The organism is Pseudoalteromonas sp. MM17-2, assembly GCF_022347945.1.
Taxonomy (GTDB): Bacteria; Pseudomonadota; Gammaproteobacteria; order Enterobacterales; family Alteromonadaceae; genus Pseudoalteromonas; species Pseudoalteromonas ruthenica.
The window spans coordinates 88,069-106,149 of record NZ_JAKRFV010000004.1; the positions used below are offsets into that span (position 1 = coordinate 88,069).

18 protein-coding genes are annotated in these 18,081 nt (G+C 49.2%); 10 read left to right on the forward strand and 8 right to left on the reverse strand.

Translation table 11 applies throughout. From position 1 onward, the window contains the following. The first annotated feature begins 110 nt into the window (after nucleotides 1–110). Complete coding sequence (locus MHM93_RS05120) at nucleotides 111–344, forward strand: hypothetical protein (protein WP_022944263.1); 234 nt, start codon at nucleotides 111–113, stop codon at nucleotides 342–344. Nucleotides 345–401: 57 nt separating this feature from the next. Here the strand turns inward: MHM93_RS05120 and pepB are convergent, their stop codons facing one another. Beyond that, a complete protein-coding gene (pepB, locus tag MHM93_RS05125) occupies nucleotides 402–1,697 on the reverse strand; it encodes an aminopeptidase PepB (protein WP_239448262.1) in 1,296 nt (431 codons plus the stop codon). 78 nt (nucleotides 1,698–1,775) lie between these two features. Here pepB and sfsA point away from each other — a divergent pair, with 78 nt between their 5' ends. After that, on the forward strand, nucleotides 1,776–2,483 hold the full coding sequence (gene sfsA / locus MHM93_RS05130; RefSeq protein ID WP_239448263.1) for a DNA/RNA nuclease SfsA: 708 nt from the start codon (nucleotides 1,776–1,778) through the stop codon (nucleotides 2,481–2,483). On the opposite strand, the gene MHM93_RS05135 is transcribed toward sfsA, so the two are convergent. Next, nucleotides 2,455–5,013, reverse strand: coding sequence for a penicillin acylase family protein (locus tag MHM93_RS05135; protein WP_239448264.1), 2,559 nt, complete (start codon nucleotides 5,011–5,013; stop codon nucleotides 2,455–2,457). The two genes, sfsA and MHM93_RS05135, sit on opposite strands and share 29 nt — an antisense overlap. Nucleotides 5,014–5,164: 151 nt before the next feature. On the opposite strand from MHM93_RS05135, the gene MHM93_RS05140 reads away from it, so the two are divergent. From MHM93_RS05140 to MHM93_RS05175, 8 genes are all read left to right on the forward strand, one after another. Continuing rightward, nucleotides 5,165–6,172 carry an AraC family transcriptional regulator gene (locus tag MHM93_RS05140; protein ID WP_239448265.1) on the forward strand — a complete coding sequence of 336 codons (1,008 nt, stop codon included), beginning with the start codon at nucleotides 5,165–5,167 and terminating at the stop codon, nucleotides 6,170–6,172. 193 nt (nucleotides 6,173–6,365) lie between these two features. Continuing rightward, nucleotides 6,366–6,809 carry an RNA polymerase-binding protein DksA gene (gene dksA / locus MHM93_RS05145; protein ID WP_022944268.1) on the forward strand — a complete coding sequence of 148 codons (444 nt, stop codon included), beginning with the start codon at nucleotides 6,366–6,368 and terminating at the stop codon, nucleotides 6,807–6,809. Between the two features lie 6 nt (nucleotides 6,810–6,815). Next, the gene (gene gluQRS / locus MHM93_RS05150) at nucleotides 6,816–7,760 is read left to right on the forward strand and encodes a tRNA glutamyl-Q(34) synthetase GluQRS (protein ID WP_239448266.1); all 945 of its coding nucleotides are present in this window, start codon (nucleotides 6,816–6,818) and stop codon (nucleotides 7,758–7,760) included. 77 nt (nucleotides 7,761–7,837) lie between these two features. Then, entirely contained in the window at nucleotides 7,838–9,268 is a 1,431-nt protein-coding gene (gene pcnB / locus MHM93_RS05155; protein ID WP_082079329.1) for a polynucleotide adenylyltransferase PcnB, read from the forward strand. Further along, nucleotides 9,268–9,747, forward strand: coding sequence for a 2-amino-4-hydroxy-6-hydroxymethyldihydropteridine diphosphokinase (folK, locus tag MHM93_RS05160; protein ID WP_239448267.1), 480 nt, complete (start codon nucleotides 9,268–9,270; stop codon nucleotides 9,745–9,747). Before pcnB ends, folK begins: the two co-directional genes overlap by 1 nt. A gap of 12 nt (nucleotides 9,748–9,759) precedes the next feature. After that, nucleotides 9,760–10,554 (forward strand): 3-methyl-2-oxobutanoate hydroxymethyltransferase, encoded by a 795-nt coding sequence (gene panB / locus MHM93_RS05165; RefSeq protein WP_045979688.1) that lies wholly within the window; start codon nucleotides 9,760–9,762, stop codon nucleotides 10,552–10,554. A 12-nt stretch (nucleotides 10,555–10,566) separates the two neighbouring features. Then, nucleotides 10,567–11,418 carry a pantoate--beta-alanine ligase gene (gene panC, locus MHM93_RS05170; protein WP_239448268.1) on the forward strand — a complete coding sequence of 284 codons (852 nt, stop codon included), beginning with the start codon at nucleotides 10,567–10,569 and terminating at the stop codon, nucleotides 11,416–11,418. A gap of 20 nt (nucleotides 11,419–11,438) precedes the next feature. Beyond that, nucleotides 11,439–11,675, forward strand: a complete 237-nt coding sequence (locus tag MHM93_RS05175; protein ID WP_026111017.1) for a hypothetical protein — start codon at nucleotides 11,439–11,441, stop codon at nucleotides 11,673–11,675. 27 nt (nucleotides 11,676–11,702) lie between these two features. Here the strand turns inward: MHM93_RS05175 and MHM93_RS05180 are convergent, their stop codons facing one another. From MHM93_RS05180 to ispG, 6 genes are all read right to left on the reverse strand, one after another. Beyond that, on the reverse strand, nucleotides 11,703–12,086 hold the full coding sequence (locus tag MHM93_RS05180) for a VOC family protein (RefSeq protein ID WP_239448352.1): 384 nt from the start codon (nucleotides 12,084–12,086) through the stop codon (nucleotides 11,703–11,705). Between the two features lie 92 nt (nucleotides 12,087–12,178). Next, on the reverse strand, nucleotides 12,179–13,639 hold the full coding sequence (gene der / locus MHM93_RS05185) for a ribosome biogenesis GTPase Der (protein ID WP_239448269.1): 1,461 nt from the start codon (nucleotides 13,637–13,639) through the stop codon (nucleotides 12,179–12,181). 90 nt (nucleotides 13,640–13,729) lie between these two features. Continuing rightward, nucleotides 13,730–14,902: an outer membrane protein assembly factor BamB gene (gene bamB, locus MHM93_RS05190; protein ID WP_239448270.1), complete on the reverse strand. Its 1,173-nt coding sequence runs from the start codon at nucleotides 14,900–14,902 to the stop codon at nucleotides 13,730–13,732. Nucleotides 14,903–14,914: 12 nt separating this feature from the next. Then, complete coding sequence (locus tag MHM93_RS05195; RefSeq protein WP_239448271.1) at nucleotides 14,915–15,550, reverse strand: tetratricopeptide repeat protein; 636 nt, start codon at nucleotides 15,548–15,550, stop codon at nucleotides 14,915–14,917. A gap of 21 nt (nucleotides 15,551–15,571) precedes the next feature. Continuing rightward, a complete protein-coding gene (gene hisS / locus MHM93_RS05200) occupies nucleotides 15,572–16,846 on the reverse strand; it encodes a histidine--tRNA ligase (RefSeq protein ID WP_239448272.1) in 1,275 nt (424 codons plus the stop codon). A gap of 113 nt (nucleotides 16,847–16,959) precedes the next feature. Beyond that, the gene (ispG, locus tag MHM93_RS05205; protein ID WP_239448273.1) at nucleotides 16,960–18,078 is read right to left on the reverse strand and encodes a flavodoxin-dependent (E)-4-hydroxy-3-methylbut-2-enyl-diphosphate synthase; all 1,119 of its coding nucleotides are present in this window, start codon (nucleotides 18,076–18,078) and stop codon (nucleotides 16,960–16,962) included. Nucleotides 18,079–18,081 lie beyond the last annotated feature (3 nt).

Consider the following 18,081-nt stretch of genomic DNA (forward strand, 5'->3'; position numbering starts at 1 on the left):
TTATTTATTATTTTGGGACGAAATATACCTTGTATGAGGTAGATCAATCCAATAAAAATTTACATTTGCTTAAATAATAGTCGTGAAATGTGACTAAAAGTGATTACCCCATGCAAAAAGCCACCCAACTCACCCTATTAAAATGCATCATAGTATTGGGACTGTTGCTCATTTTGAGTGGTCATAGCCTGCTTGTCGTGGATGGATTCCGCCAGTATTTTGGTATGTACAGCTATATGCTTGGCGCTATGTGTATTGCTATTGGGCTTATTCTCTCGCTCCCCACCAAAATATATCTAACTATTTTATTAATGCGCCATGAGGGCCACGATTCCAAGCTTTAGGTTAATTTTGGGCATAAAAAAAGCGGCACTAGGCCGCTTTCTGTCGAATTGTTAAAGTTACGACTTTTCTTGTAGCGTACGTGCAACCGTGCGCATACCTTGTGTCGTTGCCCCAGCTGCCCACATGCCCGTAGCGGATGTTTGGAACGCTGCGGCTAAATCGATATGCACCCAGCCTTGGCCTTCATCACGAACAAAGCGAGACAGGAATCCAGCGGCGTTTGAGGCGCCGCCAAAACCACCACCTTTTTGTGGACGACTATTAGCAGTGTCGGCATAAGGTGATGGACAGTTGTGCTGGTGGAACTTCTCCAATGGCAACGGCCATGCACCTTCAAATTCTTCTTTAGCGAAGCCTTCAACATCGCGCACCATGTCTTTGTCTAGGCCAAATAGAGCGTTATATTCCTGACCCACAGCCACTAACGCTGCGCCCGTTAAGGTGGCTGCATTAACAATGGTTTTTGCCCCAGACTCACTGGCGGCCATCAAACCATCAGCTAGCACTAGGCGGCCTTCGGCGTCGGTGTTCACAATTTCCACTGTGGTGCCGTTTTTATAGGTCAGGATGTCACCAAGTTTATATGCGTGCCCTGAAATCAGGTTCTCGGCACAACAAAGGTATAATTTAACTCGCTTGTCTAAACCACGACTAATTGCCAGGGCCAAGCCTGCGGTGACAGTTGCTGCACCGCCCATATCGCACTTCATGCCCAGCATCCCTTCGCTCGGCTTGATTGAATAACCGCCAGAATCAAAGGTGATCCCTTTACCAACAAGTGCAGAAGCCACTGCAGCGGCATCATCACCTGTGGGGTTAAAATCAAGCTCTAGTAGCACCGGTGGGCGCTCACTACCGCGACCGACTTCGTAAATACCAATCCACTGCTGCTCTTTTAGTGCTTCGCCTTTGATAATTTGATAGCTGACATGCTCAGGCGCCAGCGACTGAATAAACTCACCCGCCTTTTCCGCCAGGCTCTCTGGGTAAATTTCTTCTGCCGTGCCGTTGATCATCTGGCGCATCCAAGTCGCCGCTTGCTTAAGCGCTTGCAGCTCCTTAATGTCGCTTTGGTCGTTATCAACAAAGCTCACCCCATCGAGTACTTTAGGGCTAACAAAGCCTTGGTAGAATGCCCACTGACTTTCAGTGCACCAAGTATCGCCGCTTAACTGCACCGCTTTTACGCCTTGATTAGCTATGGCGCGGCCCGCCTTTTGTACGTTTTTAAGGGTTTCATCTTCACTTAAGTGCACCGTGGCACCTTGTTCATTGAAAGACACTGATGCATATTCGCCCCAATGACTAGGCGCAGCTTGTTCACTTAGGTGTACTAAAAATTGTTGACTCATGTGGGTCCTCTTGGACTGTGATTACAATTACTAGCAGTTTACACTAGGGCTATGCAGTTCTAAAGCGAAGTGAGATTAATGTTATTTCCTGCCCCATTACAAAGCGCCACCCTGCTAAAGCGCTATAAACGTTTCTTAGTGGATTTGCGCGACGAAGATGGTAATGAGTTTACCGTGCACTGTGCTAACACCGGTAAAATGACCGGCTGTGCCGAGCCTGGCGTGCACGCCTACTACTCCACCAGCGACAACGCCAAACGCAAATACCCGCATAGTTTGGAGCTCAGTAGTAACGCCCAAGGGGATTTAATTTGTGTTAATACCGCCGTAGCGAATAAAGTCGCTATCGAGGCCATCAACAACGATGTGATCGAAGAACTGCAAGGCTATGAACAGCTACACAGTGAAGTAAAATACGGTGCAGAAAATAGCCGTATCGACATACTGTTGCGCGATGCCGACAAGGCAGATTGCTATATCGAAGTAAAATCGGTGACCTTACTTGAGCACTCAGGACAGGGTTATTTCCCCGATGCGCAAACGCTACGTGGGCAGAAACACCTGCGCGAGTTAACCGCCATGCGCCAACAAGGAAAGCGGGCGGTGTTACTGTTTGCTGTGCTACACAGCGGCATCAACCAAGTCAGCGCCGCCGCCCATATTGATCCGATTTACGCCGACCTCCTGCGCCAAGCGCAGCAAGCCGGCGTTGAAGTGTTAGCCTATAAAGCCCGTATCAGTGCCGAAGAGGTCACTCTCACTCAGCGCTTGGCTTTTCAAGACTAATACTCATCTCGGCAATCAAGTTGTTGCTAATGTCGCCCTCAGAAAAATACAGCGGGCGCAAAGCGGCTTGTTGCGAGTAATAACGGCTTTGGTCGTCGAAGTGCGGTGAGTCTGAGTGTGCGCTCTGAGACATGGTCAGCAATCCTTTGGCAACCGGGCCATTCTCGGTAAAGTTCATCACAAACATCCAGCTTGAGCCATAGTTGACGGGGTAACCAGATGCACTGAGATTGGAAGCCAGTGGTGCGCCGCTAAGCGCATCACTGAGCGCGGGGTAGCTAACATAAGGGATCACCGTCGAATCGGAAAGCCCACGGCGGTCAAAGCGAAATACATTAAAGCCGCCTTCGACATGCATAGGGCCAGCCCAGGGGAGTTTTTCTCCTGAGGCCATGCCCCCGGCCAGTGTTTTTTCAACGAACTGCAACTCACCCAAGGTCGCATCCAGGGCAAAACCATTGTCGGTCACATTTAATACTGCATGCGCCAGAGTTCGCAATGCTGAGCCATCGGGGCGCAACGTGTTCGGAGTATTTGCAGCATCGATGCTGGAGAAGTTATCAAACAAGTGCACTGCTGGGTCAAATAAGTGCGCAAACTCACGGATCAGCGCAGCGCCTTTGGTCTGCAAGGTCATCTTGCCGTCAAACTGAGCCAACAGCGCGCAGGCATCACTTAAGTCAACCGCCCGACCATCAAGGTTAATAGGCTCGCTGCCCTGGGCCTGGCATTGGTTTACAAGCTCCGGAAAGACTAAGTCATAAAGGTAAATATCATTGCCAATTAACGCTTGCTCGAGCTCAGCTAATGAGAACTTGCCGTCTTCGCCACCGCCTTCACGCAATAGCTTTAGTCCCATGCGCGTGCGCAGTGATTGCGGGTATTGCACGTCACCATATTGCGCGGCAAATCCTGACAGCGGTTGCTCGGGGTTGGTAAGCCAATAACTGTCATTGGAATTTTGCACATAATCGCTGCGCTCTAACTTCGGTGCCTCAGCATAAGGCACGACACCATCAGCGGCAAATAATGAGGTATCGCCAGGGACTAAATCGAACCCTGTTTGCTCACGTAATGCCACTAATTGTGGCTCTAATCGCAGCGCCAAGTTAGCGGTTTCCCCTACTTTTAGAACGGTGGAGTCATCAATAAAAAAGGCATTGCCGTGCTTGTCCGCTGCCATGGTATTGTTAAAGGATACGCCATCAAACTCGGCAAATGCTGCTTTCATGTCGTCCAAGCTACTGGCGGCATTCATACGCGACCAAAAGCCCACCACATCCATATTAAATTCGTTGGCATCTTTAATGGTAAATGCATGACTGTCACTCCACCCTAATCCTTGCGCGGCTGGGGTCTCGATCATCAAGCCTTGATGTGAGTAATAGTAGTCTTTCGTCAAGGTAATACTCTGCCCTGGTGCAATGGCAACATCGATATTGATGGTTTTGCTGTTAATGGCCATAGGCTCACCATCTAAGGTATAACTTAGGCGGTCATTGTCACTGAGCGCTAACTGGTAAATAATGAAATGCCGAGCCTTGGAGAAGGTATGAGTCCAAGCGACATGCTCATTAAAGCCGATATTGACCACACCCGGCATGCCCTGCAAGCTGCCGCCCATGACATTGAGTGATTCAGGAATGGTCAAATGCGATTGCCAGAACCTGAGGTTACCGCGATGCGGAAAATGTGGGTTCGCTAACAAGCCACCCATGCCATTTTCCATTTTATCTTTACCTAACCCCCAGCCGTTCGAGCCCAAGTGCTCATACTTCTTTTCTAGCTTTAAGGTTTTCGTACGGGCATTCAAATTGGCAGCAAAACTCTGCGCCACCGCCCCGCTTTGGGCCATAACAGGTAGGTATTCATCGCCCTCACCAGGGTTGGCATAAAAGGCTAAATCAAGAAAGTTGGCAGAGCTTGCTAATTGCACTGTGGCCATAGAGTAGGCCAGCATATCTTCCGGGGTGAGCGTGATCACCCAAGGTTGTGAGGCGCACTCTGGGGCGAGATTATCAGCCCCGGTGTCACTGACATACTTATTAAACCCAGCAACAAAGCCTTGATAATGGGCGCGACTTTGCGCATCGAGCTGGTCGTAATTTTCTGCAGCATAGTCATTAACGCCCAAGGCCTTATAGCCAAAGTCTGAAATCAAATGAGCGGAGTCGCCGCTGCCAGGGACTTCATCTGGGCCAAAGTAACGACTACGGTGGCCTCGCACTTTGACGATTTGGTCCATCAACACACAGGCGTTGTCTTTGGCATAGGCGTAGCCACTACCAAATGCCAAGCTCTCAACATTGTCTGCTTTAATATGGGGAACGCCGTAAGTGGTCCAACGTATATCAGCGTTTAACGTACCATCGTCATCAAATAGCACCAGAGGTTTAGGTTCAGGGTCCGGTTGTACTGGGTCCGGGGTTTCGACCACAGGCGAGGTATTGTCATCGGAGTCAGAGCCGCAACCATTTAAGGTGAGTGCGCTGATGACGGCAAGGCACAGCGGCGTAAACGATGTTTTCATAGGGTGTCCTTCTCTATTGTTATTCTACTTGCTCTGCTTCACCTTGCCCTAAGCTCAGGTGTAAATCTTGACCTATAACGCCAAAAATTGACTTTACGCGCCAATTAGCGCAGCGTGGATAAAGAACAATAAAATAATAACAAATAGCACTATGAGTCCCTCTTTTGTCAGCCATCAAGTACTGCGCTCTTTGGTTTTATTTTTAGAAACAAAGGGGCTGAAACGAGCCGACGCCTTGCACCAGCTGCGCTGCGATGAGCAGGCACTACACCAGCCCAGTGAAAGCTTTCACCTTGGCCATTACCACCGTCTAATGCTTTGGGCGCATCAGCAACTCAATTGCGCACATATCGGCTTATACTTTGGCGTGCAGTTGGACCTTGAGCGCTGGGGCGTGCTTGGTCACCTTGCTGCCGTGAGCCCTAATTTACACCGGGTCATTGACTACGGACGTCGGTTTCATCCCTTGGTGCGCCACACCCAAAGCCTTACCTTTCATCAGCGAGCGCAAACGCTAACTTTGGATTTAGGGCCCACGCAGTCGCACTGTTACTACGTAATTGATGAGCTTTTTGCTAGCTGGCTAAGCTTTGCTCGCATGTATGTCTTGAAAGCTGAGCAGCTGACGCCAGTTGCCGTGCACCTAATGCGCTCGCCACCTAATAACACCAAGGAACAGCGTATTTACGAAAACGTGTTTAAATGTCCAGTGTATTTCAATAGCAGCACTAACAGCATGACCATCGCAAGGGTATTGCTTGGCCAACCTCTCAAGCAGCCCGATACCACCCTAGAGCAGCTGTTACTGCATCAAGCTCAGCAACAACTGGATGCGCGCTTTGATTTACGCGAAAAAGTAAAACAGCAACTGGTAGCGCATTTGCCACAGCGGCTCAATGTAGAGCAAGCGGCGCAACTGTGCGCTGTGCCAACACGCACATTGCAGCGTCATCTGGCGCAGCAGCAAACAAGCTTTTCGCTATTATTGGATGAAGCCCGTGCACGTCTGGCTTTACAGCTCTTTGAATCCGGCTACAAAGCCATTGATATTGCAACAAAACTTGGTTTTTCTGAGCAAAGTGCGTTGCAACGAGCTTTCAAGCGTTGGTATGGCAAATCACCAAAACGTTATCTTATTACAAAAAACAACTTGAAATAGTGGCCAAGGACACCATATAAAGCTGAATTAAGAAAAGAATAAACGCCACACTTTATCGTTCCTTTTTACCAGTCATGATGGATTCAGTCGCCATCGGGTTAAGAAAAAAGTGTTTGCTAAGGGGGTGGTATTCTGCTATTTATAGCCGCCGGTTATTTCCGGGGACTGTATATTAAGGATTTAGGAGAGTGTTATGCCAGAGCAGCGTAAACTAGGGTTAATCGCTCAGGCGGGGTTAGAACCGTATCAAGAACAGCCAGGCGAAGAGTATATGAATGAGCAGCAACGTGCTCACTTTCGCAAAATTCTGGAATCATGGCGTAACGAACTGAGAAATGAAGTTGACCGCACCAAGACCCATATGGCGGATGAAGCGGCTAACTTTCCAGACCCAGTCGATCGTGCCGCGCAAGAGGAAGAGTTCTCTTTGGAACTTCGCACTCGTGACCGCGAACGTAAGCTAATTAAAAAGATTGAAAAAACCCTCACACTTATCGATGAAGACGAGTTTGGTTATTGCGAATCTTGTGGTATTGAAATCGGTATTCGCCGCTTAGAAGCGCGACCAACTGCAGATTTGTGTGTGGACTGTAAATCACTCGCTGAGATTAAAGAGAAGCAAGCCGGTCGCGGTTAATCAACCATGACAACTACGGGTTTGGGCACGAGCACACCTGCCGCGCGCCACTACGTTGGCCGTTTTGCCCCTTCCCCATCCGGTCCCCTGCATTTCGGCTCTCTGGTAGCTGCCTTAGGTAGCTACCTAGATGCCCGCTGTCATCATGGCCGCTGGCTCGTTCGCATTGAAGATATTGACACTCCACGCGTCAAAGCTGGCGCTGATACCGACATTCTAAAAACCCTCGAAGCCTATGCTCTGCATTGGCATGGTGACGTCGTTTACCAAAGCCAACGTTTAGAGCGCTATCAAGCAATCACCGATGAACTTTATGACCGAGGTTTAGTTTACCGCTGTCAATGCACCCGCAAACAAATTAAAGCCATGGGCGGCATCTACGACAATCGCTGCCGCAACTTGACGGTGAGCGGTGATGAATATGCCCTCAGATTAGTTCAAAACCACATTATCGAGCGCTTTGAAGACCGCCTTCAAGGCGAGGTAAAAGTGTTGCCGCAACAAGCACGCGAAGACTACATTATTAAGCGCCGGGACGGCTTATTCGCATATCAACTGGTCGTGGTCATCGATGATATTGACCAAGGCATTACTGATGTGGTCCGTGGTGCCGACTTACTCATCCCCAGCGCACGGCAAATCGGCTTATTTACTGAATTAGGGGCCACTCCACCAAGCTATATGCACCTGCCGTTAGCTGTGGCTAGCCCAGGCTTTAAGCTGTCGAAGCAAAATTACGCGCCAGCTATCGAGCGCGCACACCCTCAACCAGCTCTATTGGACGCATTACGCTTTTTAGGTTTTCAACCTGACCCTGAACTGCTCCACGAGCGCGCTGCAACCATTGTTGATTGGGCTGTTAGCCAATACCCTAAAATACAGCTGCGTCAGGCCCTAGAAGTGCAAGTAAGTGAAAATGAAGCAGGCAACACCGAATTAACCACCCTATAAAGCCGTGATTTTTTGCTCCCTCGCTTAATTTTTCCGCCGCGCTGGTATATTATAAGCCACTTCTAAAATCGCCATAAATGCAGCCTAGGAGAGCGATTATCATTTCCAAATTGTTTCATTTTTGCCGACAAGCACTGTCCGCAAAAGAGCACATTGACGCCCACTCAGCAACCGTAGGGACGCTCGACGAGCCGGTGATTATCCCCCGCAGCGAGCACGGGATTTCGCGCAGCCAGTTTAGCCCCAACGCGTTAAAAGTATTATACCGACTCAAGGACGGCGGTTTTGAAGCCTATCTGGTCGGTGGTTGTGTGCGCGATTTGCTACTGGGTCTGCAACCAAAAGACTTTGATGTCGTTACCAATGCAACGCCAGAGCAGGTTAAGAAGCTGTTTCGTAACTGTCGTCTAATTGGTCGTCGCTTTCGTCTCGCGCATATCGTATTTGGCCGCGAGATCATTGAAGTGGCGACCATGCGTGGTCACCACGAGGCGCAAGACTCAAAAAATAACGTCAGTCAGTCATCTGAGCATGGTCAACTGCTGCGCGACAACGTCTACGGTACTATCGACGAAGATGCCGAGCGCCGTGATTTCACTATCAATGCGCTGTACTACTCAATTAAAGATTTCTGCATTTATGATTACGCTAATGGCGTCGCAGCCATTAAAGGCCGCCGCATAGAGCTTATTGGCGATCCAGAGACACGCTACCGCGAAGACCCTGTGCGGATGTTGCGTGCCATTCGCTTTGCCACCAAATTAGACATGAGCATTAGCAGTGCTACGGCAAAACCCATTACTGAATTGGCTGACTTACTTGCGCATATCCCGCCGGCTCGTTTGTTTGAAGAGTGTTTGAAGTTGTTTTTGGGCGGCAAAGCCGAAGCTAATTTCCATGCTTTGCGCCAATATGGGTTATTTAAGTATTTATTTCCCGCATTAGACAAGCTGCTTGATGCCAACCCAGGTGGTCAAGAAGAGCGTTTTATAGCGCAGATGTTTGCCAATACCGATGTGCGCATTAACGGCGACAAGAAAGTCACCCCGGCGTTTATTTTTGCCGCACTGCTGTGGTTCCCGCTGTTAGAGCGTTGTCAGTTGTTGATGCAACGCGATCAATTGCCACATTTTGAAGCCTTGGCTGCGGCCATGAACCAAATTTTATCGGAAAACGCCCAACATGTGGCAGTGCCAAAGCGCTTCACGCTAGGAGCACGAGACATTTGGCATATTCAACACCGCTTTGATAAACGCGGTGGCCAACGTGCCTATCGCCTGAGCCAGCAACCACGCTTTAAAGCCGCTTACGACTTTATGTTGTTACTGGTAGATAGCGGTCAAGAGGACCTAAAAGAGCTGGCTGATTGGTGGAGTGCCTACCTTAATGCCGATGTGAATGGTCAAAAGATGATGGTCAAAGCCCTAGGAGGCAATAACCGCCCTCGTCGGCGTCGTCGTAGCGGCGGCTCACGCAACCGCAACAAACCTAAGGGTGAGTCACAATAATGACTCAGGTGTACTTAGGATTAGGTGCAAACCAAGGCGACCCTATCGCCCAATTACACCATGCCATTACTGAACTCAAGGCTCTGCCGGGCACCACAGCACACCGCTGCTCGGCGCTGTACGCCAGTAAACCTATGGGACCGCAAGATCAGCCCGACTATGTCAATGCGGTGCTCGCAATGCAATGCACCTTAGGCGCACACCAACTGCTCGATGCCACTCAAGCGATTGAACAACGACTCGGTCGAGTGCGCAAGGCCGAGCGCTGGGGGCCACGTACTTTAGATATCGATATCCTCTTATTTGGCGAGCAATGCATTGATGATGCCCGCCTCACAGTGCCACATTACGGTATGAAAGAGCGTGAATTTGTGCTCTACCCACTTTATGAGCTAGCTCCTGATTTACAACTACCAGATGGCAGCTCGCTGCAACGCCTCGTGGCCAATACCCCACGCAATGGCTTAGAACAACTCTAATAAGGACAGCATATGGCGAAGATCTCAGTTTCTACTCTGGCAAAGAAAAAACAAGCAGGTGAAAAAATAACCTCGCTTACAGCCTATGATGCCAGTTTTGCCAAACTTTTTGCCGACAATGGCGTTGATGCCGTATTGGTCGGTGACTCCCTCGGCATGGTGCTGCAAGGCAGTGATGATACACTCGCAGTCAGCATAGAGGATATTGCATATCACACGCGTTGCGTTCGCGCTGGCAGCCGCGATTTGTTTGTCATCGCTGATATGCCATTTATGACTTACAACACTGTTGCTGCAAGCTGCGAGAATGCTGCCAAGCTGATGCGTGCCGGTGCCAACATGGTTAAGGTGGAAGGCGGCGAGTGGCTGCATGACAGTATCAGAGCTCTCACTCAGCAAGGCGTACCGGTCTGTGGACATTTGGGGCTAACGCCGCAATCGGTCCATGTGTTTGGCGGCTTTAAAATTCAAGGCCGTGACCAAGCGCAAGCGCAGAAAATGATTGCCGATGCGCAGGCGTTAGAGCAAGCTGGAGCGCAGCTTTTGGTACTTGAATGCATACCTAGCGCCTTAGCCAAAGCCATCACCGATGCGGTTAGTATTCCCACTATAGGCATTGGCGCAGGCAACCAGACCGATGGACAAATTCTGGTTATGCATGATTTAGTCGGTATTTCCGCAGGGTATATTCCCAAATTCTCGAAAAACTTTCTTGCCGAAACCGGTAACATGCCTGCGGCGGTGCAGAAGTTTTGTGAAGATGTAAAAAGTGGTGCCTTTCCTGGCCCTGATCATGAATTCAATTAGACGAAGATAGCTATGCAGACTACCAGCGAAATTCGCTCACTACGCAGCCAAATTAAGTCTTGGCGCCAAGCGGGGCTGAGCATCGCCTTTGTTCCAACTATGGGCAACTTACATGAGGGGCACTACTCACTTGTTGATAAAGCGAAAACGTTAGCAGATAAGGTGGTCGTCAGTATTTTTGTTAATCCCATGCAATTTGGTGCCAATGAGGATTTAGATGCGTACCCGCGTACCTTAAAAGCTGATCAGCAGGGATTAAGTGAGCGCGGTGCCGATTACTTATTTACTCCCACGGTACAAACCATCTACCCCAATGGCTTAGAAAGTCAAAGCTATGTTGACGTCCCTGGCGTGTCATTGGGTTATTGCGGCGGTGCCCGCCCAGGACACTTTCGCGGTGTTGCCACTGTGGTCACTAAGCTGTTCAATTTAGTACAGCCTGACTTCGCCTGTTTTGGCGAGAAGGACTTTCAACAGCTACAAGTTATAAAAACCATGGTGCGCGACCTGTCCATGCCTATAGAGGTCATCGGTGTGCCAACCCAACGAGATGTGAATGGTTTAGCACTAAGCTCTCGGAATAACTATCTTAATGAAGCGCAAAAGCAGCAAGCGAGCACCTTGTTCACTACCTTGCAGTGGGTCAAAGAACAAATACAGGCCGGTAATAACGACTTTGCCGACTTGGAGCATCAAGCTATCGCCCGCATAGAACAGAAAGGACTGCGTATTGATTACTTTAATGTGGCTGAGCGCAATCGACTGACAGCAGCGACAGCCAAAGACTCTGAGCTGGTGTTATTAGTGGCCGCCTATTTGGATAAAGTGAGACTTATCGATAATTTAACGCTAGACTGCAGCTAAGTAACAGAAAAATAAAAGGGATGAATACCATGAAAGCGATTTTCGCGTTAGCTTTAGTCGCCGCTCTAAGTGGCTGTCAGAATAGTGTAGAAAACCCTGAGCTTAACCAGTGTGCGCAGCAAAATTTTCAGTGTGAAACCAACTGTAGCAACAGTACCGTTGAAGAGAGTATGACCAACACCGTGTGCGTGGCCCAGTGCCAAGAAATCTACAACCGCTGTAAAGAGCAAGCCGAAAAGCTCGGCGAAATTCAATAACCAAACAAGCCGCCTAGAGCGGCTTTTTTATGGCTTATTGCTGAGCACAACTAAAGTCCCCTCCAAGGTGCGCACATAGGCGTAGGTGAGCCCTTGATGAGTTGCCGGAGGCGACAGTGGTTCAGCCCCAGCGGCCACCGCTTTAGCAAAGCTCTGGGCAACATTATCGCAGCATAGACTCAACTCAAAGCCCAGTGCCGGTTGCTTTGGCTGGGTACGGATATATTCTTGGCGAAAGCGTGATTGCGCAAATGGATGGCTAGCAAAGGCGATTTTGGCGACCCCGCAGGCTAGTTCGCCGTAAGTGCCTTGCTCGTCAATGTAGTGTGTCGATAAACCAAAAGCTTGGTAATAAAAATCCAGCACTTCTTCGACATTATCAACGAAGATAGTCGTCCCTACGCACTTCATAGCCACTCGTTTTATTTCTGAACAATAGCTTAAGAATAGCGCTAAGGGCGTATAAAATAAACAAAAACGGCGCTCTAATTGCGCCGCTTTCATTACTTACCTTTAGACTCTTGGCTGATTTTTTTCAGCTTCCGTCGCTGTGATAAGGTCATTTTATTACTGCGTCCTGCATAAGGGTTATCCCCTTCACGGAATTCAATTTTGATCGGCGTCCCCATGATGTCTAGGGCTTTGCGATAATAGTTCATTAAGTAACGCTTATAGCTATCCGGCAACTCATGCACTTGGTTACCATGAATAACGATACGCGGTGGGTTATAGCCACCGGCGTGCGCATACTTTAACTTCACTCGACGACCACGCACCAAAGGTGGTTGGTGATCCGCCTGTGCCATATCCATGATCCGCCGTAACATTGCCGTGCTAATTCGTTTAGTGGCGCTATCAAAGGCTTCTTCCACCGACTCAAATAAATGCCCTACTCCAGTGCCGTGCAGCGCTGAGATAAAGTGAATACGCGCAAAGTCGACAAAGCCAAGACGGCGGTCTAACTCAGACTTAATACGGTCTTTGACATCGGTATCCAGTCCGTCCCATTTATTTACCGCCAATACCAAGGAGCGTCCGGCATTGAGGGCAAAACCAAGCAAGCTTAGGTCTTGATCGGAAATGCCCGTGCGCGCATCAATCACCAACAGCACGACGTTCGCATCTTCTATGGCCTTGAGCGTTTTAATCACCGAAAACTTCTCAACCACATCACTGACTTTCTTGCGCTTTCGAACACCGGCAGTGTCTATCAACACATACTCGCGCTCATTGCGGGTCATAGGAATATAAATGGAGTCTCGTGTGGTACCTGGCATATCATAAACAATCACCCGCTCTTCACCAAGGATACGGTTAGTAAGTGTTGACTTACCAACATTAGGGCGACCAATAATAGCCAACTTTATGGCTTGATTCTCCAGCTCTTGCTGAGCTTCGTCGCTCAGCTCACCGTCGTGATCAAACGCAGCAAAGGCTTCTTCCTCAGTGTCAGCCTCTAATGCGCTGAGCTCCTCGATAACCGGGTGCAATGCTGTATTAAGTAGCCCAGCTATACCACGACCGTGGGCAGCTGCAATCTGGTATACCTCTCCGAGGGCTAACTGATAAAACTCCGCACAGTTAGAATCAGCATCGATGCCGTCGGTTTTATTTGCTACCAAGAACACCTTTTTTTCCTGCTTACGCAGGTGGTGGGCAATGGCCTGATCAGCCACCGTCATGCCAGCTCGAGCATCGACTAAAAACAGCACCACATCGGCTTCATCAATCGCCAACAGCGATTGCTCCGCCATTTCTGTTTCTATGCCCTCTTCAGAGCCATCGATACCACCGGTGTCGACCACAATAAAGTCATAGCCATCATAGCTCGCCTGACCATATTTACGATCACGAGTGAGCCCGGGAAAATCAGCAACGAGCGCATCTCGAGTGCGAGTTAAGCGGTTAAACAATGTCGACTTACCAACATTAGGTCGCCCCACTAAGGCGATCACAGGAAGCATAATATACCTCTTAAACAACAAAAAAGCTCCGCCATGACCAATTGGCCTGAAGGCGAAGCCTATTTTAGGGCAAAGCCCAATTAATCTAACTTACGGCGCTTTAACGGCGCTTACTTCGCCATCGCGCGTGACAATGATCAAGCGATCATCAGCAACCACAGGTTCAACGTAAAACCCTGAGCCATCAAACTCGTGACGAGCGACTAACTCACCGCTGTTGCGGTCTAGCCAGTGCAAGTTACCTTCTTGGTCACCCACAGCGAGGTAATCACCTAGTACCGCAGGGCCAGTGATATACCAGCCACGCAGTGCTGGCTGTGACCAGCGTTCGATCCCCGAACTCTTATCTAAAGCATAGATAACACCATCAGAATCGACCACATAAATCGTAGTACCAACAATACTGAATTCGCGGTAGCTGCTGTATTCACGCTTCCAGACCACGTTACCAGAGCGAATATCAACAGCAGCCAAGTTGCCGTTATAAGCTAAGGTGTACACCATAGAGCCGCTTACTTTAGGTTCAGTGTCAACGTCGACTAAACGCTCGAACTCAGAAGCACCTTTAGGCTGGGCAATATCTGCCTGCCACGCAGCAAATCCACTGTCGGAAATAAGCACAGATAACTTACCCGTCTCTTCACCCACTAAGACTCCGCCATTCGCGACAGTGGGAGCACTTAGGCCACGCAAAGTCAACGGCGGCACTTCTTGCTCATAGCGCCAGCGCTCTTCCCCGCTATCAGGGTGTAACGCCAGTAACTTACCCGAGCCTAAGTTAACGTAAATCAGGCCATCTCCAGCGGCGGGCTTTGATAGCGCTTCACCGGGAACACTTTTACGCCAAATGACCTCACCAGTTTCTCGGTCAAGAGCAACCACTTGGCCATGCTCCGAGCCGATAAATAGCTTGCCATAGGCTTGCAAGATACCACCTGAGAGTTTGGCGCTGTCTGTGCTTTCCCATGGCCAAAACGAGGCGTCTGCGCGCACATCGTTCTCCCACAAGACGTCGCCATCAGTTAATGACAATGCTTGTACTTCACCAAAACGCGAGGCAACAAAGACGCGGTCTTTATAAACAGCGGGCTGTAAACGAGAAAAATAATGCTCTACACCATCTCCCACAGTTTCTTGCCACAATACTTGCGTTTCAAACTGGTTGGCAATCTCTGGTAACACCAACTCATCTTCATCACTGGAAGAGCAACCGGTGAGCGACGCCATACACAGTGCTAAGCCTGCCAGGGTTAACTTTTTCATACTACCCACTCCTTAAGCTGCTGGAGTCTGCTCGGCTAAATCGTCTAACTTCACTTGTAGTAAAGGGTTACTCTCTAAACCGCCATTGTCTGCTGCCGCTTGGTACGACGCCCGCGCTTGTGCTTTATCGCCTTGAGCTAGATAAATATCACCCTTAAGCTCGGCAACATTGGCCTTATAGCTTTCAGGTAACTGCGTATCAAGCGTTGCGAGTGCCGCATCATAGTCTTTCTGAGCTAGTTGAATACGCGCTAAGCGCGTGGTAGCAATCGCTTGCAATTCTGCTTTGCCAGCATTTTTTTGTGCCCACGTTAGCTTCTCAGCAGCCAGAGTTAAGTCGTCATTATCAACCGCTTCTTTCGCTGCAACGAAAGCCGCCAGCACGGCATAGCTTGAGCCATTGTACTGCTCGATAAAGGCATCGCTTTTAGCAACTACATCACTGTCTTGTGACCCAGCACCTTCAATCACCTTGTTAAAGGCATCAGATGCTTGCTCGGCGCTGCTTAACTGGTTTTGGTTATAGGCTTTCCAGCCATATAAACCACCTAGACCGATAACAATACCTAGTCCTAGCGTAATACCGTTTTCTTTGAAAAAGCGTTTAATCGCTTCTGCTTGTTGTTCTTCTGTTGAATAAATTTCCATTATTACCTCGTAGACTCAGGTCTAAATCATCTCAGCCAATAGCTGGGTAATTTCATTCAAGGAGTGGGTTGCTTGTGGTTTTTCTTGACGCAGGTATTTCACTGTCACCACTCCCTGCTCAAGTTCGTCTTCACCGAGGATCAGCGCCACTTCAGCACCGCTCTTATCGGCTCGTTTTAATTGTTTTTTAAAGTTACCGCCACCGGCGTGTACTAGCACTCGTAAACCTGGCACTTGCGCACGTAACTGGGCAGCAATAACGGGGGCTTGAATACTGGCTTTGTCACCCATTGCTGCAACGTATATATCGGCGTCACGGCGAATGTCGCCGACGCTCTCTAATGCTTGCAACAACAACACCAAACGTTCCATACCCATGGCAAAGCCAACAGCAGGCGTCGCTTTACCACCAAGTTGCTCAACTAAGCCATCGTAACGACCGCCCGCACAAACTGTGCCTTGGGCCCCCAAACTATCGGTCACCCACTCAAACACAGTGCGGTTGTAGTAATCAAGACCACGCACGAGTTTTTCGTTAACCTGATATTCGATACCCGCTGCGTCTAAACGTTCACATAAATCTGCAAAATGTGCTTTAGATTCATCATCTAAGTGCTCAGATAACTTAGGTGCGTCGGCCAGAACGGCTTGTACATCAGGGTTTTTACTATCAAGCACTCGCAGTGGGTTGGAGTGCATGCGGCGCTTTGAATCTTCATCGAGCTTGTCTTCGTGCTGCGCTAGGTAAGCAATAAGTGCGTCACGATATTGTGCACGCGCTTCATTGGAGCCTAACGAATTAAGCTCGAGGCGTACATGCTCGCTAATACCAAATTGTTGCCAAAGCTGCGCAGTAAGCATGATCACTTCGGCATCAATATCAGCACTGGCAATACCAAACACTTCCAAACCGAACTGATGAAATTGGCGATAACGACCTTTTTGAGGGCGCTCATGGCGGAACATAGGCCCCATATACCACAGGCGCTGTTCTTGATTATACAGTAAACCATTTTGGTTCCCGGCACGCACACACACCGCTGTGCCCTCAGGACGTAAGGTGAGGCTATCACCGTTACGATCGGCAAAGGTATACATTTCCTTTTCTACGATATCAGTCACTTCGCCAATAGAGCGCTTGAAAAGATCGGTTGATTCAACGATCGGGAAGCGGATTTCTTGATAACCGAAAGAGGCCACACACTGGCGCAAGGTATCTTCCACTTTCTGCCAAACTTGTGTATCACCCGGTAGGATGTCATTCATCCCACGGACTGCTTGAATTTGTTTTGCCACTGATAATCCCAAAAATTCTGTTTAGGCGCTCAAGCGCCGATGTCAAAGCGTCGATAAATTAAACGCGCCATTATAGCCTTTTGCGCCGCTACCACCAAGTAGCAGAGCAAGGCTTAATCAACTAATTTAACGTCAATTAGCGTTTGTTGTTCTTGTTTAGCGAGGTAATCGCGCACTTGCTCTTCAAGTTGATCGACAATGTTATCGTTATCGATACGCAGCTTTTGTCGCTGACCGTTGATATACAAGCCTGATCGGCGATTTGCCCCGGCTAAGCCAATATCACTCACCAAGGCTTCACCCGGGCCATTGACTACGCAGCCGATCACAGAAACGGTCATCGGCTTGACCACGTCTTCGAGGCGCTCTTCAAGCTGGTTCATGGTGGAGACCACATCAAACTCTTGACGCGAACAGCTTGGGCAGGCAATAAAGTTAATACCGCGCGAACGTATGCGCAACGATTTAAGGATATCAAAGCCGACTTTAATTTCTTGCACAGGATCGGCCGCCAACGACACCCGTAAAGTATCACCAATCCCCTCGGCTAGGAGCATGCCTAAACCGACTGCTGACTTCACCGAGCCAGAACGAAAACCACCTGCTTCGGTGATCCCTAAATGCAACGGCTGATCAATTTCTTGTGCTAACAATCGGTATGCGCCGACAGCCAAAAATACATCTGAGGCTTTGACGGACACTTTAAACTGGTCGAAGTTGAGACGCTGTAAAATTTCCACATGACGCATCGCCGATTCAAGCAGAGCTTCAGGCGTTGGCTCGCCGTACTTTTCTTGTAAATCACGCTCTAGTGAGCCGCCATTAACGCCGATACGAATCGGAATATTACGTTCACCAGCGGCATCGACGACTGCTCGAATTCGCTCTTCATTACCGATATTCCCGGGGTTGATACGTAGGCAATCAGCGCCGTACTCAGCCACTTTAAGCGCGATACGATAGTCAAAGTGGATATCCGTAACTAGCGGAATATCCACTTGCTCTTTAATGCTTTTAAACGCCTCTGCCGCCGCCATAGTGGGCACTGAGACACGCACCAAGTCTGCGCCTGCTTGCTTAATAGCTTGAATTTGCTTGACTGTGGCATCGACGTCCATGGTGTCGGTATTGGTCATGGACTGCACCGCAATTGGCGCGCCGTCGCCAATAGGCACATCACCTACATAAATACGCGTCGATTTGCGGCGTTTGATCGGTGACTCTGAAAACATACT